Genomic DNA, 21,683 nt, shown 5'->3' with positions numbered 1-21,683 from the left:
ACGCGGCACCGCGGACTCACCGCGTCGGACAGGCGGGCACCGCACGGTCCCCGCTCCGGCCGACGGAGGAGGCAGCGCCGGCACGGCGCGGCGGCACATGGACGGGGAAGGCGTGGACGGGGGAGTGGGACTGACCGCCCTCCTGGTCGCCGCGGCCCGGACGATCGAGACCCATCGCCACGACAGCCTGGCGCAGGACGTCTACGCGGAGCACTTCACACGCGCCGCCCCGGTGTGCGCGGACTGGCCGGTGCGCCTGGACGAGGTCCCGGACGGAGACGCCGATCCGCTGTGGGGACGGTTCGCCCGCTACTTCGGTCTGCGGACCAGGGTCCTCGACGACTTCCTCCTCCGGTCGGTCCGCAGCGACGCCCGGCAGGTCGTCCTGCTGGGCGCGGGGCTGGACACCCGCGCCTTCCGGCTGGAGTGGCCGCCCGGCTGCGTGCTCTTCGAGATCGACAGAGCGGGCGTGCTGGCGTTCAAGCACCGGGTACTCACCGACCTGTCGGCCGTCCCGAAGGTACGGCGCCTCGCCGTACCGGTCGACCTGCGCGCCGACTGGGTCACCGCGCTGACCACCGTGGGGTTCGACCCGTCCGCGCCGAGCGTCTGGCTCGCCGAGGGGCTGCTCTTCTACCTGCCGAGCCGCGCCGAGACGTATCTCATCGACACGGTGGACCGGCTGACCACCGGTGGCAGCGCCCTCGCCTTCGAGGCCAAGCTGGAGAAGGACCTGCTGGCCTACCGCGACAGCGCGATCTACACGGCGACGCGGGAGCGGATCGGCATCGACCTGCTCCACCTCTTCGACAAGGGGCCACGCCCCGACTCCGCGGGCGACCTGAGGGCCAAGGGGTGGTCCACCTCGGTACACACCCCCTTCGACTTCACCCACCGGCACGGCCGCGGCCCCCTCCCCGAGCCGAACGACGCGCTGGAGGGGAACCGGTGGGTGTTCGCGCACAAGCCCCTGGCCTGACACCCCCACGTACGGTGGCCTGCGCAGGCACGGCGGACGCGAGCCGACAGCGGACGCGTGGGGCGGCGGCACCGGCAGGGTGGTCCATCGAAAACCGGGGCGGCATCGGGCCCCGCTTGCGGCAGGATGCTGTCGTGCATCACGTGCTGTGCGGTCTGGCCGCCAACAGGAGTCTGCCGTCCGAGCTGGTCGACCGGCTGATCGCGGTCGCGGACGCCGACATCGCCATGGACCTGGCACAGCGGGCGGACCTCAGCCGCGCGCAGGCGGTGGCTCTCGCCTCGCGCGTCGAGGACAGCGCTGTGCCGCTCGCGTACGCGGGCCTGCTGACCGCCGACGACGTCGATCCCGCGACGCGACCGGACGTCGCGCTCGCCCTGCTGGCCGAAGGCGCCGGACGGGTGGAGTGGACGCGCGCCTTCGCGCGGGACCCGGTCGTGGAGCGCCGGGAGAAGCTCGCCGCCTGTCCCGGCCTGCCGCCCGACGTGGTGGAGATCCTGGCCACCGACCCGGACGTCAGGGTCGTCGCGGAGTTGGCGTCGTGGACATCGCCGGAGACGGCCACCGGACTCGCCAGGCATCCACACGCCGAGGTCCGCCGGGCCGTGGCGGCCAACGAAGCGACGCCACCGGCCGTACTGGCGGCGCTGCTCAGCGGCGAGGGGCTGCCTCCCGCGCAGCGGTGCTCGGTCTGCGAACGTGAGCAGATCCCGTTCACCCACGATCCGCGCTGCTCGCGCCCTGACTGCGACCTGCCGCCCGGAGCCTCCTGTGAGGGCTTCCACGAGTCCAGCACGCACGAAACGCAGCGGATGGCCCTTCACCATCCGGCCACACCCACCGAGGCCGTCCTGGGCTTCGCCGGCCACCCCTCGCTGCTGCTGCGCTGGGCGCTCGCCGCGCGCCCCGATCTGCCGCCGGAGGTGTGCGCTCGGCTCGCCTCGGACCCGAACTCCGGTGTCCGGGCCGACCTCGCCGAGAATCCCTCGATCGACGATGTCCTGGTCCGCATACTGGCCACCGACCGTGACCACGCAGTGCGGCGCAGGCTCGCCCACAACCCACTCGTCCCGCTCGACGTACTGACCGACCTGGCCCGCGCCACCAAGATCGGTGCCACTCTGCTGCCGCGGATCGCCTCCGCGTCCCCCGACGAGGTCGAGAAGCTGGCCGCGTCACCGAACCCGGCCGCTCGGATGCTCGTGGCCCAGCGACGTGATCTGTCACCCGTCGTACGGGACGCGCTGGCAACCGACTCCGACGCGAAGGTGGTCAAGTCCATCGCCCCGCACCCGGGCCTCTCGGAGGGCCGACTGCGCGCCATGCTCGAACGGCACGGAGTCCGGGTCGCCGCTCAAGTGGCCGCCAATCCGGATGCGCCCCCGGCACTTCTGGAGGCCCTCGCCCGGCAGGCGCCCTCGGTACCGAAGGTGCTCCGTGTGATCGCCGGCCATCGCAACGCGTCGGCACCGGCGCTGCTCGCCTGTCTGGCCGACGCCCGGGCGAGGCCGGTGGCGGCAGGCAATGCGGCCCTTCCACCGTCGGTCACCGAAGAGCTGCTCACCGACGCCGACCGGCGGGTGGTGGAGGCGGCAGCGGCCAACCCCTCACTGCCCCTCGACGTGATGTCGGATCTGATACCACGGCCGTGAAGGCGTCAGGCGGTGCCCAGGCGAAACGACGACCTCGGCCGGCTCCTCTGCCTGACCGAACCCGCTCGGACAAAACCGCCTAGCCGCTCCGGCGGGCGGTGAGCAGCAGGTACTCCGCTTCGATGGCGCCGTCCCGCAGCGCGCCGCCCGCCAGGTCGGCGAGGGCCGCGTCCAGGGCGGCGGTCCGCCGGGGGTCGTCGGCGATGTTCCGGTAGACGGTGATCGTCGGTCCGTAAGCGGTCTTGAAGAACTCGCGGAATTCCTCCGGCTCGCTGAACGTGTCCACGCGGAGCTTCCGCCGATGTGCCCCGACGTCGGTGACACGGTCGCCGAGCAGGGCTCGTACGTGCTCCTCCCGCCCCCACAGCGGCGGCGGCTGGGCCCCCGGGGGAGGGGGCGGTGCGTACGGCTTCATGACGGCGAACATCTGCCCGATGAATCCTTCGGGGGTCCAGCTCAGCAGCCCGATCGTGCCGCCGGGCCGGCAGACCCGGACCAGTTCGTCGGCGGCGGCCTGGTGGTGCGGGGCGAACATGACCCCCACGCAGGACATCACCGTGTCGAAGGCGCCGTCCTCGAACGGCAGTGCCTCGGCGTCCGCCTCCTGCCAGCGCAGTACCGCGCCGCGCGCCTCCGCCTCCCTGCGGCCCACGGCCAGCAGCTCGGGAGTGAGGTCGGAGGCCACCACGTCGCCGCCGGCCAGGGCGGCGGGGATCGAGGCGTTCCCCGATCCGGCGGCGATGTCCAGCACCCGGTCCCCGTCCTTGATCGCGCAGGCCTCCACCAGGGAGGGGCCGAGAGCCGACACGACACGCGTGGCGACCGCAGGGTAGTCGCCGAGCGCCCACATCGTCCGGTGCTTCGCCTTGAGCGCGCGGTCGGCCTCACGCGCGTCCGCCGTTCCGGTCATGGAATCCGCCTCCCTCGTCGGTACGGTGCCGATGACCGTTCTCCTTCGAGCATAGGAACCCGGCGGGCCCCAGGCCCGACGAACGCCGCCCGGCCGCCCGCGCCACGCCCCCGAAGCGACCCGTTCCGGGGGTTCTCAGCGTGCGCCTCCGCCATGGCGGACCCGCTCCCGTGCCGGCCCGGAGCAGGCCAGTGAGGGCGCTGGTGAGCACGGTCCGGCTGCGGGAGAAGGGATCACCCCCGGCGCGATGAGGATGCGTAGCGCGTCGGACATTCCGCGCTTGGTGGTCATGTAGCGGACGAAGCCGTCCATCCAGGCGCGCACGGCGGCGTCCGGTGGTCCGGCCTTCAGAATGTCCGAGGCGGAGCCGCAGCTCAGGCCTCTGGCCAGACGGGAACGACCATGAAACGCCAGCACTCCCACCTCACGCCTCGCCACCCCCTTTCCGGCGCCGAGACCACCGCCGCCGAGATCGTCCCGGGTGTCGACCTGACCGGCCGCCGCGCCGTCGTCACCGGCGGCGCCTCCGGCGTCGGCGTCGAGACCGCCCGCGCCCTCGCCTCGGTCGGCGCCGAGGTGACCCTCACCGTCAGGGACACCGGCGCCGGCGCGCGCACGACCGAGGACATCACCGCGACGACCGGCAACCAGGGCGGGCGGGTAGCGGACCTGGATCTGGCCGATCAGGACTCGGTCGCCGCGTTCGTCTCCGCGTGGGAGGGGGCCCTGCACATCCTGGTCAACAACGCCGGTGTGATGGCCTCACCGGAACTGCGCACGCCGGAAGGCTGGGAGCTCCAGTTCGCCACCAACCACCTCGGGCACTTCGCGCTCGCCCTCGGCCTGCGTCCGGCCCTGGCCCGGGACGGCGGCGCCCGCGTCGTGGCCGTCAGCTCCAGCGCCCACCACCGCTCGGAATCCGGACCGACCTCCAGCGCCACGTCTCCGACGCGGAGCTCGCCCGGCTGCGCGCCCGGGCGGCGGGCGGCGCGGAGCTGGAGTGGAAGACGCCGGAGCACGCCCCGGACCCCGAGGCGGCCGCCCTGCTGCGGCAGGACTCCCAGGACACCTTGGCCGCCAAGGGCTGACCCGCCTCGGACACCGATGCGCGCTCGGGCCGCACGACGGCTCATCCCCGCCTTCCGTGCGAAGGGCGAGGACGCGACTGGCCCTTCCGGCAGCCGCCCCGAGGTTTCAGTCGGCGGCGATGCCGCGGCCGCGCAGCTCGTCCTGGAGTTCCGGGCCCAGGAACTCGGAACCGAGGACTCGCCGGAGCTTCGGAAGGAGAGCCAGGTCGTCGAGCGAGGAGATGTCGAACAGGTCGTCCTCGCCGTCCCACACGGGAGCGCACTCCTGGTAGACCTGGTTCCCACCGTCCATGCACAACTCCTCCACTCCCGCCAGGAGTTCGTCGCCGATCTCCAGCGACTCGAAGAAGGCGCGCGCCTCGGGCACGACCTGGTGGTCCAGGCCGTGCCGGTGGGCGTACTCCCAGGGGTCGCCGCCGAGGCCGCGCTCCCGCAGCAGATCGGCGAGCCGGAACGGAGGAGTGAGCTTTTCGTCGATGTACATGAGCTGCTCGACGACGACGAGCTTAAAGTTGAAGTCCTTGAACTGGGTCATGCGCACAATCTAGGCCGCAGCGAGTACGGCAGGTCCACGCGGTACGGGCCTCGTTCACCGGTACCGACGCCGCGGGGACGGCATTCCCCGGGTGGGCCTGCCCGGTCGGGCACGGGAGCGGGCGACACGCCACGGACGGCGGATGGCACGGACACGCTGCCGAAGGTGGGCCGACCGCCGATTTCCGTAGCCGCGTCCTTCTTCGCCCAAGGGTTTGTATCGGGGGTTCACACTGCCCGAAAGCCGCCCGCTTTAAAAGGAATTGGCGGATGACCGAGGTCACCTGGCAAACCCTTGTCACAGGACTTGTCGACCCCTAGTCTCTAAACCGCTCCTGATGCGATCCCCACTTCGTCTCGTGGAGGTTCCTCGTGTTGCACGGTTCCCGGCCGGGCTTCTCCCGCAGGCCTGCCGTACGGTCGGCCGGTCCGCCCGGCGGCCTTCCGGCGTCGGGATCGGACAACGAGAATCAGTGGCCATGACAACGTTATCCCCGGTGTCCGGACGTCGGCCGCCTCGGCGCCGTCCGCTCCGCTCACCCTGATGACTCTCGGGAGGCCGACGCCCGCCGCCGGCCCGCCCGAGCGGCGCGGCACACCCGGCCCGGCCACCGACGAGGTGGTTCGTGCCGCCCTCCGGCGCTTGCCGACACCCAGGCACAGCACTGCAGGCCCGCTCCGCGCTCGCAACCCTTCCCAGCCCCCACGCGCAGGAAGAAGGACGGTACGTTCGTGGCGACCACGAGTTTCCCCGACGCCTCACCCGGCAAGCAGAGGAATGCCACCGCTCCGGCTGCCCCCGCCCCTCGCGCCCCGACCGGAGGCGGTGCGCACCGCGGCGCCGCCTCGGCGGACGCCTGGACGGCCCACGTCTCCCCGGGGGACCCGGTCGTCACGGCCGCGGAGCCGGAATTCGCCCGCCAATTCGGCCTGAGTACCGACGAGATACGCGGGCGCCGACTTCTCGACCTTCTCCGTTCTCCTGTTCCCGCAAGGCTGCGGGAACAGTTCACTTTCCTCTCCTCAGGACGCTGCCGGCGATTCACGGAAACGGTGACCTACCGGGACGGCACCGGACGGGATTTCCTGGCGGAACTCACCGGGGTCGCCGTCAGGAAACCCTCGGGCGATGTCTTCGGCGTCGTCATCCTCCTGCGCAGGGCGGGAGCGGCACACCGCGCGGCGGAAACGCGCCGGGCCGAGGACAGGCGCGTACCACAGAAGGGCGCCCTGGCGGAGGCCGCCGCCGGGCCCGTGCTCAGCGCGCTCGACGCGCAGGTTCTCGAAGGGGTCGCGCGCGGAGAGTCCACCGCGCAGTTGGCCTCCCGTCTCTATCTGAGCCGTCAGGGAGTCGAGTACCGCGTCGGTCAGATGCTGCGGAGGTTCGAGGCGTCCAACCGCCCCGCCCTGGTGGCGCGTGCGCACGCGCTCGGAATGTTCGCCGTCGGCCAGTGGCCCCCGCGCGTTCTGTCGGAACGCGTGCGGTAGCACGTCCGCCGTTCTCCGAAGGTCCGGACAAGGTGGCCGTGGCGGTGACACACACCGCCACGGCCATTGCGCGTACGGGACCGGCCGTGGCGCCGGCCGCCGTCTCACGCCGCCGAGGGCAGCCACGCCTCCTGGAACCGTCGGCGGGCACGGAAGAGACGGGAGCGAACCGTGCCCAGGGGCAGGGCGAGCACCTCGGCCATCTCCTCCTCGTTGAGTCCGTAGGCGCGCAGGGTGAGGACCTGCCGGTGCGCCTCGGACAACCGCTCCAGCACATCGCTGATGTGCACCGCGTCCAGGGGGTTCGCCTCCTGCCGCGACTCCAGCTCGGAGCAGCTCCGCTCCTCGCCGTAGCGCTTGACGGTACGGACGGCCTCGCGGACCGTCACCGAGCGCACCCAGCCGTAGAACGCGGCCGGTTCGCGCAGGGACCCCAGGCCGCGGTAGATGGCGAGCAACGCCTCCTGCGTGGCGTCCGCCCCGTCGTCACGGGTGACGGAGCGGCAGATGCGTGCGACGTAGGGCGTGATGCCGGTCAACAAGCGGTTCATCGCCTGCTCGTCGCCCGCCTGGGCTCGGGGGAGCAGTACCAGGGGAGAGGGGAGTTCGCTGACGGTGGACATGTCGGACGGAGTCTCCTTACGGCAGCCGGGCGGACGGGGGTGCGTGTGCGTGAGCGGGGAGGGGCGGCTCAGCCGGTGATGGGGCGGGCCGGCTCCGGCTCGGGCTCCGTGGGGGACGCGGTTGCGGTCGCGGTCGTGAAGCGGAGCAGGCCGTCGCGCACGTCATCGCGGAACGCCCGCATGAACGACGGGCTGAAACAGGCGGTGGAGTGCGGGAACTCGATGGACAGCCGCCCTTCGAAGGAGACCACGCACGCCATCACGGGGCTGCGCCCCGCCTGGGGGAAGTAGTGCTCACGGGCCGGCACCAGCCGCACGTCGACCGCCCGCAGGCCGCGCGGCAGTCGCGGGCCGGGAACGACACCCATGTTGGTGGCGATCACGGTCGCCATCTGCAGGGCCGGGTTGCGAGGGATCTCCGGCGTGATGCGCACCTCGTGGAAGTGGTCGCCCCGCGCGAGGAAGTCGCTCAGCCGGGCGTGCACGGCACGGGCCAGCTCCAGCGGCTCAGACGTCTCGGAGACCGCCAGGGTCTGGAGGTGCGTCGTGACCGCGGGCACCATCGCGGAGGCCGGCAGCGGCGGGGACAGGCGGGAGCGCAGGTCGACGGGGGAGAGGCAGCCGAGTGCGCGGGGGCCGTGGCCGTCCAGCCGCCGCCGGGCCGCGGCCAGCAGCGACGCGGCGACCAGCGCGTGCACGGACACGCCGGAGGCGCGTGCCGCTGCGCGCAGGCGCGAGGTGTGGTCCACGTCCAGGGTCAGCCGGCGGACCTCGATGTGTCCGGCCGCGTCGGCCCCGCCTTCGGCGGCGGTGTCGTACGGCACCAGCGCGACCGGGTGCCGGCGCGTCTCCTCCAGACGGCCGTCGAGGTACTTCGCCGTGTCGGCCTCGTCGGCAGGCGGCAGCAGCCGGCTGACGGGCTCGGGCCAGGACGGGAGACCCGCCTCGGCCGTCCCGTCGGTGTGCTCGCCGTCGACCAGTGCGCGGTAACGGTCCCACAGCGCGTTGTGCAGGGCGATGCTGCTGTGCCCGTCCGTGACGGTGTGGTCCACCACCAGCACGAACAGGTGGCTCTCACCGTCGGGCGCGCTGACCAGGACGGCGCGGCTCAGCGGACCGCCGACCGGCAGGGGCCGGTTCAGCTCCGCCGCGTAGGCCTCCTCCTCGTCGCCGGTGCGGACGGTCAGGGTGGGCCGCTCGTCCTCGGCCAGGAGGCGCAGCACGTGGTCCGTGCCGACCTGCTCGATGCGGGACCGCAGCGTCGGGTTGGTGCTCGTCAGGGCGTCGAAAGCGGCCGACAGCGCCGCGGCGTCCACGGGTCCGCGCAGGCTGCAGGACAGGACGGCTCTGCTTCTCTGACCCACGTAGAGCGTCTCGACCGGACACAGCGCACGGTGCATGCCGTCAGCCTTCTTTCCGTCGTTCATGTCGGGGGTTCCACGGCCTCCACGGCCCGGAGTCGGCCTGCCGCCGCCGGCGGTCCGCCGGGGTGGGGCCCTTCGAGAGTGCACGGCGGATCGCGGCCGAATCCAGCCGCGAACGCGGTCGGGAGGGAAGTCGCGTGATTTCCCTAGAAGTTGCACCGGCACCCGCACTCCCCGGCCTCTCGTTCTCCAGGGAAACCCCTGAAGCGGAGCCGCACGGGCCCGGTCCCGCTTGACCCGCCCGGTCTCACTGCCGCACCGTGATGTGCCGTGAACCGGGGCCGGGTGACGCGATCCCCCCGCCCTCGGCATGCGGCCTCCCGTCCCGCCCTCCGGGGCCGGCCCGACCCGTGCACGAGCGCGGCGGGGAGCGGTGGCCGCACACGTCCGATCCGGCCGGGCCTTCGCCGTCCGGGACAGTTACGGCTTGCCACGTGAGGGTTGTGCTATGTCACTCCAGGAGGACGAACGTCGACCGCTGTCCGGAGCCCAGGAGGGCCTCTGGTACGCCGGGCGGCTCGCGCCGGACAGCGCCGCGTACAACACCGCGGAGGCGGTCGAGATCCACGGTCCCCTCGACACCGGCCTGTTCGAGACCGCGCTGCGACGCACCGTCGGCGAGGCGGACACCTTCGCCCTGCGGTTCGGCGACACCGACGAGGGCCCCCGCTGCCGCACCGCTCCGGACGCGGACGCCTGGCCACTGCACCGGGTCGACGTAAGCGGCGCCCGGGACCCCGAGGCCGCCGCCTGGGCCCACGTCCGCGCCGACCTCGCGGCGCCCGTGGACATCGAGAAGGGCCCATTGTTCGCGCACACCCTGCTGACCCTCGCCCCCGACCGCTTCCTGTGGCTGCTGAGGGCCCATCACCTCCTGCTCGACGGCTACAGCTACAAGCTGCTCGGCCGGCGCCTGGCCGAGACGTACAACGCGCTGGCCGAGGGGCGCACACCGGACCCATGCGGGTTCGCGCCGGTGAGCAGGCTCCAGGAGCAGGAGGCGGCCTACCGCGCCTCCGAGGCGTACACCCGCGACCGCGACCACTGGGCGCGCCACCTGGCCGGCCTGCCGGAGCCTGCCCGTCTCACCTCTCGTACGGCCGCCCCCACCGCGCCTTTCCTGCGCCGCGCCGCCACGCTGACGCCCGCCGAGGCCGACGCCCTCGACGCCGCCGCGGCCCGCCTCGGCGTCCGGCGCACCGAACTGCTGACCACGGCCACCGTCGCCTATCTGCACCGGATGACCGGCGCCCGTGACCTCGTACTCGGCCTGGCCACCATGAGCCGCCCCGGCAGCGCCGCCCTGCGCACCCCCGCCACCGCCTCCGACGTCCTCCCGCTGCGTGTGGCCGCCGCCCCCGGCACCTCCGTCGCGGAACTGGCACGGGCCGTCGCCGAGGAACTGACGGCGCTGCGCCGCCACCAGCGCTACCGCGGCGAGTTCCTCCGCCGCGACCTGGGGCTGATGGGCACCGGGCGCCGACTGTACGGGCCGGTACTGAACATCGTCCCGTTCGACGAGTCGCCGGACTTCGGCGGGCACCCCACCACCTGGCACCACCTGTCCGGCGGAGCCGTCGACGACCTGCAGATCTCGGTGCGCCCCGGCGGCCGGTCCGGGGGACTGTGGCTGGCCTTCGACGCCAACCCCGCCCTGTACCAGGAGGACGAACTGGCCCTGCACCGGGACCGGTTCCTCACGCTGCTGCGCCGCCTGACCGAGGCCGATCCGACGGACCCGGTGGGCGACCTGGACGTCCTGCTGCCGGGCGAGCACCCCCGCGACACCCCCGTGCACACGCATGCCGTCGAGCGGACGCTCACCGAGCTGTTCGAGGAGCGGGCGGCGGCCGGACCCGAGCGCTCCGCCGTCACCTGCGGGGACGAACGGCTCACGTACGCGGAACTCAACGCCGAGGCCAACCGGCTGGCGCGGTTGCTGGCCGAACGCGGGGCGGGCCCCGGCCGGGTGGTGGCGCTGGCCCTGGAGCGGGGGACATGGCTGCTGCCCGCCCTGCTGGCCGTCCTCAAGACCGGCGCCGCCTACCTCCCCCTGGACCCCGGCCACCCGGCCGAACGGCTGCGGCTGGTCGTCGAGGACGCCGCACCCGTCCTCCTCGTCACCGAGCGCGCCCACGCCCACCTCGCCGGGGACGCGCTGCCCGTGGTCCGCCTGGACGACGAAGCGGTCGCGGCGGACCTCGCCCGGCGATCCGCCGCCGACCTCACCGACGCCGACCGTCGGGGACCGGTGCGCCCGTCCGACATCGCGTACATCATCCACACCTCCGGTTCCACCGGCCGTCCCAAGGGTGTGCCCGTCCCGCACGCCAACGTCGTCCGGCTCTTCGCCTCGGCCGCCGAGCACTTCGCCTTCGGCGCCGACGACGTGTGGACGCTGTTCCACTCCTACGCCTTCGACTTCTCCGTCTGGGAGATCTGGGGCGCCCTGCTGCACGGCGGCCGCGTCGTCGTCGTCCCCTACGCCGTCAGTCGCTCGCCGCGCGAGTTCCTGGAGCTGCTGCACCGCGAGGGCGTGACCGTCCTCAACCAGACGCCGTCCGCGTTCGAGCAACTCGTCGACGCCGACGCCGACGCCGAACGGCACGGGGACGCCGGGGCGTTGCGCTACGTCGTCCTCGGCGGAGAGGCCCTGCGCCCGGCGCGTCTGCGCCCCTGGGCCGACCGGCACGGCCTGGACCGCCCGGTGCTGGTGAACATGTACGGCATCACGGAAACCACCGTGCACGTCACCCACCACCGCCTCACCCGCGCCGACCTGGACGACCCGCGCCGCGGCAGCGTCATCGGCACCCCCCTCGCCGACCTCCGCGTCCATCTGCTGGACGACGCCGGCCGCCCCGTGCCGCCCGGGGCGACCGGCGAGATGTACGTCTCCGGCGCCGGGGTCGCCGCCGGATACCTCGACCGGCCCGACCTGACCGCCGACCGCTTCCTCGACGACCCCTACGGCCCGCCCGGCACCCGCATGTACCGCTCGGGCGACCTGGCCCGGCGCCGGCCCGACGGCACCCTCGACTACCTCGGCCGTGCCGACGCCCAGATACAGCTGCGCGGGTTCCGGATCGAGCCCGGCGAGATCGAGGCCGTCCTCGCCTCCCACCCCGGCGTGACACGTGCCGCCGTCGTGGCCCGCCGCGCCGACAACGGCGCCCAGCACCTGGTCGCCTACACCGTCCCCAGCGGCGCCGCGCCGGTGAGCCCCGCCGAGCTGCGCGCCCACACCGCCGCCCACCTGCCCGAGCACATGGTCCCGGCCGTCTGCGTCCCGGTGGACGCGCTGCCGCTGACCGCGAACGGCAAACTCGACGTCCGGGCCCTGCCGGACCCCGACTTCACCGCCGCCGCCTCCGGGAACCGCCCGGGAACGCCCGAAGAGGCCGTGGTCTGCGCCCTGTTCGAGGACATACTGAAACTGCCCCGGGAGACCGTCGGCACCGACGTGAACTTCTTCGACCTCGGCGGCGACTCCCTCCTCGCCACCCGTCTCCTGGCCCGCCTGCGGCACGACACGGGTGCCGAGATCCCCATCACCGCCCTGTTCGAGACGCCCACCCCGGGCGCCCTCGCCCGGCGGCTCACCGCACCCACCGGCGGCACCCTGCCCCGGCCCGTCCTCGGCGACGCCGTACGCCCGCAGCGGGTGCCGCTGTCCTTCGCCCAGGAAGGCATGTGGTTCCTCAACCGGCTCGACGACCGAGCCGCCACCTACAACATCCCGCTCCTGGTCACCCTGGACACCGCCCCCGACCCCCGGGCCCTCCAGGCGGCCCTCGGCGACCTGGCCGACCGGCACGAGATCCTGCGGACGGTGATCGCCGAGCACGACGGCGTCCCCCACCAGCGCGTCCTGGCGCCGGGCGAGCTGCGTCCGGCGCTGCACCGGGTCGACTGCCCCGCCGCGGAGACCGCCGCCCACATCAGCGCCGCGGCGAGGCACCGCTTCGACCTGACCGCCGAAAGCCCCCTCGCCGTCTGGTTCCTGGGCTCCACCCTGCTGTTCGTCCTGCACCACAGCGCCGCCGACGGCTGGTCGCTGCGCCCCTTCGCCGACGACCTGAGCACCGCCTACGCCGCCCGCCGGGCCGGCCGGGCACCCGACTGGACGCCGCTGCCGGTCCAGTACGCCGACTACGCGTTGTGGCAGCGCGCCCTGCTGACCCCCGAACCGGAAGGCCCCGGACGGCTGGAACGGCTCACCGCGCACTGGCGCACGGCCCTGGACGGCCTGCCCGAGGAGTGCACCCTGCCCGGCGACCGGCCCCGCCCCGCCGCCCCGGGCGGTGGCGCACACGTCGAGACCGCGGTCGACGCCGACCTGCACCGCGCCCTGGTGCGCCTCGCCGACCGCTCGGGCACCAGCCTCTTCATGGTGCTGCACGCCGCGGTCGGCGCCCTGCTCACCCGCTGCGGCGCCGGCGAGGACATCGTCCTCGGCACCCCGGTCGCCGGCCGCACCGAACCCGGCCTCGACCCCCTGATCGGCCTGATCAGCAACACCCTGGTCCTACGGGCCGACACCTCCGGCGACCCCGCCTTCCGGGACCTGCTGACCCGTGTCCGCAGCGCCGACCTGGCCGCCCTGGACCACCAGGACCTGCCCTTCGACCGGCTGGTCGACGCGCTCAACCCGACCCGCGCGCCCGGCCGGCACCCCCTGTTCCAGGTGATGCTGGCCCTCCAGAACAACGAACCGGCCGTCCTCGCCATGGACGGCCACCGAGCCGAGTTGCGGCCCACCGCCACCGGCACCGCCAAGTTCGACCTGTTCGTGGACGTCCTGGAACGCCACACCGCCGACGGCACCCCCGACGGCCTGACCCTGCACGTCGAGTACGCCACCGACCTGTACGACGCCGGCACGGCCGAGGCGTTCGCCCGCTCCCTGCGCGAGGTCCTGCGCACGGTGAGCACCGACCCCGGCGTGCGCGTGGGAGACCTTCCCGCGCTCCCCGAGCGCACCTCCGCCCCGGCAGCGACCGAATCCGCGGAACTGGAGGCCGCCGCCCTCCGCGTGTCCGGCGTCCGCGACGCCCACGCCCTCCCGGGCACCGACGGCACCCCACCGCGGCTCTACGTGGTGCCCGGGCGGGCGGACGCCGCCGAACGTGTCGAGGACGCCCTGGACCGCGCGGGCCACGACACCGTTCGCGTGACCGCCGTCAACACGCTGCCCCGTACCGGGGACGGCACCGTCGACACCGTGGCCCTAGACGCCCTGCCCACCGTCGACCGTACCGCCGCCCGGACCTGGCGGGACCGGCTGGCCGCCCTCCCCGGCGTCACCACCGCCGAGGTGACGGTGGAGCCCACGCCCGAGGAACCGGACCGCCGCCACACCGGCCTGCCCGTCCGCACCACGGCACCCGTCCCCGCCGCCGGCCGCACCGGCCGCTCGTCGGCCGTCCCGGCGCTCAGCGAGGGCCCCGCCCTGTGCGAACCCTCCGTGCCGAGCTGGGCCGAGGCCCTGCGCCGCGCCGCCGAACGGGGCCGGGGCGACATCGTCCACGTCCACGCCGACGGCAGCGAGCACCGGCGCAGCTACGCGGCCCTGATCCCCGAGGCCTCCCGCGTCCTCGCCGGGCTGCGTCGGGCGGGCCTGCGCCCCGGGGACCAGGTCATCCTCCAGTGCGACGCCACCGAGGACTTCCTGGCCGTCCTGTGGGGCTGCGTCCTCGGCGGTTTCGTCGCCGTCCCGCTGACCGTCCCCGCCTCCTACGACACCCCCTCGGCGGCGCTGACCAAGCTGGAGGGCATCTGGCGGATGCTCGGCCGGCCCTGGATCGTGTGCTCCGCGGGCCGCGAGGCCGGGCTGCGCGCCCTCGCGGACGGGTGGGACCGGCCCGGGCTGCGGCTCACCACCGCCGACGCCCTGCGCGAGGCGCCCGAGGACCACGACTGGCACCCCGCCCGACCGGACGACCTCATCCTGATGCTGATGACGTCGGGCAGCACCGGCCTGCCCAAGGCGGTGCGGCTCACCCACCGCAACGTGCTGACCCGCTCGGCCGCCACCGAGCAGACGAACCGGCTCGGCGCGGACGACGTCTCCCTCAACTGGATCCCGCTCGACCACGTCACCGGCGTGGTGATGTTCCACCTGCGGGACGTGTACCTCGGCTGCCGCCAGATCCACGCCCCCACCTCCTGGATCCTGCAGGACCCGGCGCGCTGGATGGACCTCGCCGACCGGCACCGGGTCACCGTCACCTGGGCGCCCAACTTCGCCTTCGGCCTCCTGGCCGAGCAGTCCGACCGTTTCGCGGACCGCGACTGGGACCTCTCGCCGATGCGGCTGGTGATGAACGCCGGCGAGGTCGTCGTGGCCTCGGCCGCCCGCCGCTTCCTGCGCGCGCTGAAGCCGTTCGGCCTGCCGCAGGACGTGATGCACCCCGGCTGGGGCATGTCCGAGACCTGCTCCGTGGTCACCGACGCCGTCCTGCCCGCCGAACCCCGCGACGGCGAGGGCACCTTCGTGAGCTGCGGCCTGCCCTACCCGGGATTCGCCATGCGGATCGTCGACGAACAGGGCACGGTCCTCGACGAGGGCGAGGCGGGCCGCTTCCAGGTCCGCGGCACGTCCGTGACCGGCGGTTACCACGACAACCCGGCCGCCAACGCGGAGGCCTTCACCGAGGACGGCTGGTTCGACACCGGCGACCTGGCCTACCTGAGCGACGGCGAGCTGTACATCACCGGCCGCGCCAAGGACGTCATCATCGTCAACGGCGTCAACCACTACAGCCACGAGATCGAGGCGTGCGTCGAGGAACTGCCGTGGGTGGAGAACAGCTTCACCGCGGCGGTCGCGGTGCGCACCGACCCGTCCTCGCCCACCGACGAACTGGCCCTCTTCTTCCATCCCGTGCCGGACGTCACCGCCGGCGCCCTGCGCGAGATCACCGGGAAGGTGGCCCGGGAGATCGGCGTCAGCCCGGCCTACCTGATCCCGGTCGCCCCGGACGCCGTCCCGAAGACCGAGATAGGCAAGATCCAGCGCACCAAGCTGCGCAAGGCGTTCGAGGCGGGCGACTTCGACGAGGAGGTCCGCCGGACCCAACTGCTGCTGGGCACCGAGACCACCGTCCCCGACTGGTTCCTGCGGCCGGTGTGGCAGCGGGCGGAACGCCCCGACGCCCGTCCGGCCCACCCCGGCCGGCACACCCTCGTCCTGGCGAACGGCGACCTTCCGGAGCCCCGGGCCCTGTCGGCCCAGCGGCTCGCCGACGCGCTGCGCGAGGACGGCGGCCTGTGCACGGTGGTCGGCACGGGCACGGAGTTCGCACGGCTCGACGCCGCCCACTACCGGGTCCGGCCCGGCGAGGTGAGTGACTACACGGCGCTGCTCGGGCAGGTGGAGCGCGACCGGCCGCCCGTCGACGCGGTACTGCACCTCGCCGGCCTGCGGCGCGACGGCGCCCCCGAGACGGAGCCGCACGGCACGGCCGGTGCGGAGGACCTGCTCGCGTTCGCCCGCGCCCTCGCCGCCCGCCCGGGCCGGCCGCACCCCGTCGACCTGCTGTACGTGACGGCGGGCGCGCAGGCCGTGCGCCCCGGTGAACGCCCCTTGCCCGGCCACGCCGCGGCGGGCGCGCTGCTGAAGTCGCTGGGCGAGGAGTTCGGCCGGCTGCGCGGCACCCACCTCGACCTCGCCCCGGACGCCGCTGAGGACCCGCTGCCCGTCGTGCTGGCCGAGGCGACCGTCACCACGGACGGCGCGGAGGTGGCGTACCGCGACGGACACCGCCATGTACGCCGCCTCGCCCCCCTGCCCGCCACCCCGGCCCGCGCCGAGCCGCCCGCACACGACGGCTTCACCCTCCTCACCGGGGGACTGGGCGGTGTCGGCGTCGAGGTGGCCGCGCATCTGCTGCGCACACCCGGTACCCGCCTGCTCATCGTCGGCCGCACCCCGGACCCCGAGGGCGACGCCCTCCCGCGCCTGCGCGAGCTGGGCGAGGTGCGCTACGCCCGTGCCGACGTCACCGACGAGCGTCAGGTGCGGGCCGCCGTGGAGGCCGCCGCCGAGACCTGGGGCGTGCCCCTGTCCTCGGTGCTGCACCTGGCCGGGACGCTCGTGGAACGCCCCGTGAGCGAGCTGGACGCCGCGACCTGGCGTCGGGCGCTGGAGGCGAAGGTGCGCGGCGCGTGGACGCTGCACCGCCTCACCGCCGACCACCCCGTCGGCACCTTCATCACCTTCTCCTCGGTGAACGGCTTCTTCGGCGGCGCCCTGAACGCCGCCTACGCCGCCGCCAACGCGTGCCTCGACGCCCTCGCCCTGCACCGCCGGGCGCTCGGCCTGCCGGCCCAGTCCCTGGCCTGGAGCATGTGGCGCGAGCGCGGCATGAGCCGCGGCTACCGGCTCACCGCGCTCACGGAGGCCCGCGGCTACCGGCTGCTCGACACCCCCGCCGCGCTGCGCTCCTTCGACCTGGCCCGCACTCTGGACGAACCCCACGTGCTGATCGGCGCCGACCGCACCGCCCCCTGGGTCCGCAGCCACGTCGACGCCCCCGCCCGCCAGGTGCGCCGCCTGGCCGCGCGCGTCGGCCTGGAGGACGGCACCGACCTGGGCGCCCTCTACCACGCGGCGGCCGACACCGCCCGGACGGCCGGACTGTCCGACGCCTGGACGCTGCGCTCGGCGGGTGCCACCCCCGCCACGGACCGGGCGGAAGCGAGGGACGACCTGCGGAAGCTGGAGCACCGGCTCGCGCAGGTGTGGCGCGGTGTACTGGGCCACGACCGGGTGGGCCGGGACGACAACTTCTTCGACCTCGGCGGGAACTCCCTGCTCCTCGTCACCGCCCAGAGCGCCGTCAACCGCGCCCTCGGCACCGACCTGTCCGTCGTCGACCTCTTCGCGCACCCCACCGTGCGCGACCTGGCCCGCCACCTGTCGGCCGCCGGCGCCGCTCCCACGGCGGCGGCCGAACAGCCGCCCCGGCACGCGGCCGACGGCCTCGACCGCGCCAGGGAGCAGGCACAGCGGCAGCGCACCGCCCGCGCCCGCCGCACCGCACGGCACGGGAAGGACCGCGGACGTGCCTGACACCCCCGCACCGCAGGCGACCCAGACCCCCCACGAACCCCGAGAGGACGAGACACAGGCCGTGCACGACACCACCGCACCCCACGGCGAGGACGTCCCCGCCGTCGCCGTCATCGGCATGGCGGGCCGCTTCCCCGGCGCCGACGACCTCGACGCCTTCTGGGACAACCTCGCGGCCGGCCGCGAGTCCGTACGGCCCGTCACCGACGAGGAGTTCCTCGCCGCGGGCGGCGACCGACGCGACCTCGACGACCCCACACTGGTCCGGATGGCGTCGGCCGTCGAGGGCATCGACCGCTTCGACTCCGGCTTCTTCGGCTACAGCCCCGCGGAGGCCGCCGTCGTCGACCCGCAGCAACGGTTGCTCCTGGAGACGGCCTACCACGCCCTGGAGGACGCCGGCTGCCTCGGCGACGACCGTACCCGCGAGGCGTTCGGCGTCTACGCGGGCGGCGGCGACAGCCGCTACTACCCGGCCCACCTGCACCCGCGCTTCGCCGGGCAGCCCGGTTCCGTCGAGCTCGTCCACGCGGCCACCGCCAACTCCCTGGGCACCCTCGCCACCCGGGTCTCCTACGAACTCGGGCTCACCGGCCCCAGCGTGTCCCTCCAGACGGCCTGCTCCACCGCGCTGGTGGCCGTGCACACCGCCTGCCAGGACCTGCTGGACCACCGCTGCGACACCGCGCTGGCCGCCGCGGTCTCCCTCAACCCCTCCGCCTCACTGGGCTACCGGCACGTGCCCGACGGACCGTTCTCCCCCGACGGGCACTGCCGTGCCTTCGCCGCGGACGCCGCCGGCACCTCCTCCGGCGACGGTGTGGGAGCCGTCGTACTCAAGCGGCTGGACGACGCCCTCGCCGACGGCGACCGCATCCGCGCCGTCATCCGCGGCAGCGCCGTCAACAACGACGGCCGCCGCAAGGTCGGCTTCAGCGCGCCCAGCGCGGCCGGACAGACCGAGGTGATCCTCGCGGCCCAGGCCGAGGCGGAGATCGACGCCGGAACCATCGGCCTGATCGAGGCGCACGGCACCGCCACCCGACTCGGGGACCCCATCGAGGTGTCCGCGCTCACCGAGGCGTTCCGGCACAGCACGCCGCGGACCGGGTTCTGCGCCCTCGGCTCGGTCAAGACCAACATCGGCCACCTCGGGGCAGCCGCCGGCATCGCCGGGCTCGTCAAGGCCGTCCTCGCCCTCGAACGCCGGCAGATCCCGCCGAGCCTGCACTTCGACCGGCCCAACCCGCTCATCGACTTCGACGCGAGCCCCTTCCGCGTCCCCACCGCCCTGGAGGACTGGCCCGAAGGCGAGCACCCCCGCCGGGCCGGCGTCAGCGCCTTCGGCATCGGCGGCACCAACGCCCACGTCGTCCTGGAGGAGGCCCCGCCCACCGCCCCCGCCGCACCCCGCCCGCCCGAGGACGGCCGCCGCCTGGTGCTGCCCCTGTCCGCGCGCACCGCCGGCGCCCTGCGCGGCCAGGCCGACGCCCTCGCCCGGCACCTCGAACGCCGCCCCGGTCAGCGCCTGGACGACATCGCCCACTCCCTGCGCACCGACCGGCCCGCGCTGCGCCACCGCCTCACCGTCACGGCGGCCACGCGCGAGGAGGCCCTCGACGCGCTGCGCTCCGCCGTACCCGCCACCCCGCCGGTCCCCGACGACCCGGCCCGTGTGGCGTTCCTGCTGCCCGGCGGCGGCACCCAGTACCCCGGCATGGGCGCGCAGCTTTACCGCGACCACACCGTCTACCGCGACACCGTCGACGAGTGCGCACGCATCCTGCGGCCCGACCTCGGCACCGACCTGCGCACGGCCCTCTTCGAGGAGCGCCGGCCCGACGACACCGCCGCGTTCCTCGGGCTCGTCGTCACCGAGTACGCCCTGGGGCGCACGCTCATCGAGGCGGGCGTCCGCCCCGACGCGCTCCTCGGCCACTCGCTCGGCGAGTACACGGCCGCCTGCCTGGCCGGGGTCATCGACCTCGCCGACATGCTGCCACTGGTCACCGAACGCATCCGGCTCATCAGCTCCGCCGGCGGCGCCACGGTCGGCGTGGCGGCCCCGGCCGAGGAGATCGGGGCGTTGCTCGACGACGACCTGTCCCTGGCCGCCGTCAACGGCCCCGGCGCCTGCACCGTCGCCGGACACGTCGACGCCGTAGCCCGCCTGGAGGCCGAACTGACCCGGCTCGGCGTCCCCTTCCGCCGCCTGCGCATCCCCGTGGCCGCCCACTCCCACGTCCTGGACCCCGTCCTGCCCGCCTACGAGGCCCACCTCAGCGGCGTCACCCTGCGCCCGCCGCGCATCCCTTACGTCACCAACGTCACCGGCACCTGGGTGACCGACGCCCAGGCCACCTCCGTACGGCACTGGATCGACCACACCCGGAACACCGTGCGGTTCGCCGACGGCATCACCGCCCTGTGGGACGGCCTCCGTCCCGTCCTCGTGGAGATCGGGCCGGGCGACACCCTCACCAAGCTGGCCGCCGCCCGGCTCGCCGACGAGGCGCCGGTGACGGTGACCACCATGCGGCACGCCAAGGCCGAGGCGTCCGACGACTTCGTCCTCGCCGAGGCCCTGGGACGGCTGTGGAGCGCAGGCGTCGACCACGCCCTGCCCCCGGTGCCGGGCACACCACGACGGGCCCCGCTGCCGCCGTACGCGTTCGACCGCCGGCGCCACTGGATCGACGCCCCCGGCGCCCGCACGGACCCCGGCGACGCCGGGACCGAGCGGGAGGACGGCCCCGGCCTCGCACCCCGGCCCCGGCTGACCACGGAGCACGTACCGCCCCGCACCGAAAGGGAACGGGAGGTGACCCGGCTCTGGGAGGAGACCCTCGGCATCGGCGGCATCGGCCTGCACGACAACTTCTTCGACCTCGGCGGCGACTCGATGCGCGCCGTGCTGCTCGCCGGACGACTGCGCCGGACCGGCGTCCTCGACGTCCCGGCGGCGACACTGCTGGCCGCGCCCACCGTGGCGGGCGTGCTCGCCGCCGCCGACGAACGGGACGAGGGAACCCCGCACACCGCCTCCACCGCGCTCGGGCCGCTGCTGCCGCTGCGCGCCGAGGGCACCGCCACACCGCTGTTCTGCGTCCACCCCGGAGCGGGTGTCTCCTGGCGCTACACCGGTCTGCTGCCCCATCTCGGCGGCGACCAGCCCGTCCACGGCATCCAGGCGGCCGGGCTCGACGGCACCCGCCCGCCCGCGCCCGACGCCGCCGCCATGGTCGCCCACTACCTAGACCTGGTACGCCGGCTCCAGCCGCGCGGACCGTACCGGCTGCTGGGCTGGTCCTACGGCGGATTCGTCGCCCACGCCATGGCCTGTGCCCTCCAACGCGACGGCGAGCGCGTCGAACTCCTCGCCATGCTCGACGCCCCCCAGCCGCACGGCACCGCCCACGACCCCGACGCGGCCGAACGCCAGGTGGCGGCGCTGCTGTCGAGAGTGGCCGGTCTCCCCGTCGACGCGGACCCCGTGCCCGTGGACACCGTCCTGGACCGGATCGACGCCCGGGTCACCACCGACCCGTCGAGTGCGCCCGTCACCCGGGCGGAGGCCGCCGCCATAGCCGCCGTGATGCGCAACAACCTGCGCATCGCCCCGCAGTTCGCCCCCGGCGTCTTCCGCGGCGACGTGCTGTTCTTCAGCGCGGTCGAGGAGGAGACCGCCGGCCGCCCGGCCGACCTCGCGGTGCTGCCCGGCAAGGCCGACAGCTGGCGGCCCTACGTGGACGGCACCCTTCACGAGCACCACGTGCCGTGCGGTCACTACGACATGACCGAGCCCGAGCCGATCGCCCGCATCGGCGAGGCGGTGGCCAAGGCCCTGCGCGGCCTCGGCGATGGAGCCGCCGTAGCCCCTGCCCCGTAACCCCTGCCCCGTAACCCCTG

The 21,683-nt window shown here is 74.3% G+C and carries 9 protein-coding genes and 1 pseudogene; 6 read left to right on the top strand and 4 right to left on the bottom strand.

Translation table 11 applies throughout. The features are described from left to right. The first annotated feature begins 97 nt into the window (after positions 1-97). Positions 98-979, top strand: coding sequence for a class I SAM-dependent methyltransferase (locus tag ACGF5T_RS17425; RefSeq protein ID WP_356611657.1), 882 nt, complete (start codon positions 98-100; stop codon positions 977-979). Positions 980-1,113: 134 nt separating this feature from the next. After that, positions 1,114-2,631 (top strand): hypothetical protein, encoded by a 1,518-nt coding sequence (locus tag ACGF5T_RS17420; protein WP_366767066.1) that lies wholly within the window; start codon positions 1,114-1,116, stop codon positions 2,629-2,631. Between the two features lie 79 nt (positions 2,632-2,710). Here ACGF5T_RS17420 and ACGF5T_RS17415 read toward each other — a convergent pair whose 3' ends face one another. Beyond that, a complete protein-coding gene (locus tag ACGF5T_RS17415) occupies positions 2,711-3,541 on the bottom strand; it encodes a class I SAM-dependent methyltransferase (protein ID WP_366767065.1) in 831 nt (276 codons plus the stop codon). 433 nt (positions 3,542-3,974) lie between these two features. Between ACGF5T_RS17415 and ACGF5T_RS17410 the strand changes: the two are divergent. Further along, a pseudogene (locus ACGF5T_RS17410) lies at positions 3,975-4,456 on the top strand (SDR family NAD(P)-dependent oxidoreductase); the annotation flags it as partial. Between the two features lie 279 nt (positions 4,457-4,735). Here ACGF5T_RS17410 and ACGF5T_RS17405 read toward each other — a convergent pair. After that, positions 4,736-5,164 (bottom strand): DUF6892 domain-containing protein, encoded by a 429-nt coding sequence (locus ACGF5T_RS17405; RefSeq protein ID WP_366767064.1) that lies wholly within the window; start codon positions 5,162-5,164, stop codon positions 4,736-4,738. 731 nt (positions 5,165-5,895) lie between these two features. Here ACGF5T_RS17405 and ACGF5T_RS17400 point away from each other — a divergent pair. Then, positions 5,896-6,651: a PAS domain-containing protein gene (locus ACGF5T_RS17400; protein WP_366767063.1), complete on the top strand. Its 756-nt coding sequence runs from the start codon at positions 5,896-5,898 to the stop codon at positions 6,649-6,651. 104 nt (positions 6,652-6,755) lie between these two features. On the opposite strand, the gene ACGF5T_RS17395 is transcribed toward ACGF5T_RS17400, so the two are convergent. Together ACGF5T_RS17395 and ACGF5T_RS17390 are read right to left on the bottom strand one after the other, a co-directional pair. Continuing rightward, on the bottom strand, positions 6,756-7,274 hold the full coding sequence (locus tag ACGF5T_RS17395; protein WP_356611644.1) for a sigma-70 family RNA polymerase sigma factor: 519 nt from the start codon (positions 7,272-7,274) through the stop codon (positions 6,756-6,758). A gap of 68 nt (positions 7,275-7,342) precedes the next feature. Then, positions 7,343-8,674, bottom strand: a complete 1,332-nt coding sequence (locus ACGF5T_RS17390) for a condensation domain-containing protein (protein WP_361013565.1) — start codon at positions 8,672-8,674, stop codon at positions 7,343-7,345. 472 nt (positions 8,675-9,146) lie between these two features. Between ACGF5T_RS17390 and ACGF5T_RS17385 the strand changes: the two genes are divergently transcribed. Together ACGF5T_RS17385 and ACGF5T_RS17380 are read left to right on the top strand one after the other, a co-directional pair. After that, on the top strand, positions 9,147-17,774 hold the full coding sequence (locus ACGF5T_RS17385; protein WP_366767062.1) for an amino acid adenylation domain-containing protein: 8,628 nt from the start codon (positions 9,147-9,149) through the stop codon (positions 17,772-17,774). Continuing rightward, positions 17,767-21,663, top strand: coding sequence for an alpha/beta fold hydrolase (locus tag ACGF5T_RS17380; protein WP_366767061.1), 3,897 nt, complete (start codon positions 17,767-17,769; stop codon positions 21,661-21,663). The genes ACGF5T_RS17385 and ACGF5T_RS17380 overlap by 8 nt, the downstream gene beginning before the upstream one ends. Positions 21,664-21,683 lie beyond the last annotated feature (20 nt).

Origin of the sequence: Streptomyces sp. NPDC047853 (assembly GCF_043204535.1) — a bacterium.
Lineage (GTDB): Bacteria > Actinomycetota > Actinomycetes > Streptomycetales > Streptomycetaceae > Streptomyces.
This window is presented reverse-complemented; position numbering and strand designations above follow the sequence as displayed.

What these genes read in the sequence shown, in the direction of transcription:
- ACGF5T_RS17390 (WP_361013565.1), bottom strand. Translation starts at nt 8,674, where the DNA reads ATGCACCGTGCGCTGTGTCCGGTCGAGACGCTCTACGTGGGTCAGAGA.
- ACGF5T_RS17385 (WP_366767062.1), top strand. Translation starts at nt 9,147, where the DNA reads ATGTCACTCCAGGAGGACGAACGTCGACCGCTGTCCGGAGCCCAGGAG.
- ACGF5T_RS17425 (WP_356611657.1), top strand. Translation starts at nt 98, where the DNA reads ATGGACGGGGAAGGCGTGGACGGGGGAGTGGGACTGACCGCCCTCCTG.
- ACGF5T_RS17395 (WP_356611644.1), bottom strand. Translation starts at nt 7,274, where the DNA reads ATGTCCACCGTCAGCGAACTCCCCTCTCCCCTGGTACTGCTCCCCCGA.
- ACGF5T_RS17415 (WP_366767065.1), bottom strand. Translation starts at nt 3,541, where the DNA reads ATGACCGGAACGGCGGACGCGCGTGAGGCCGACCGCGCGCTCAAGGCG.
- ACGF5T_RS17405 (WP_366767064.1), bottom strand. Translation starts at nt 5,164, where the DNA reads ATGACCCAGTTCAAGGACTTCAACTTTAAGCTCGTCGTCGTCGAGCAG.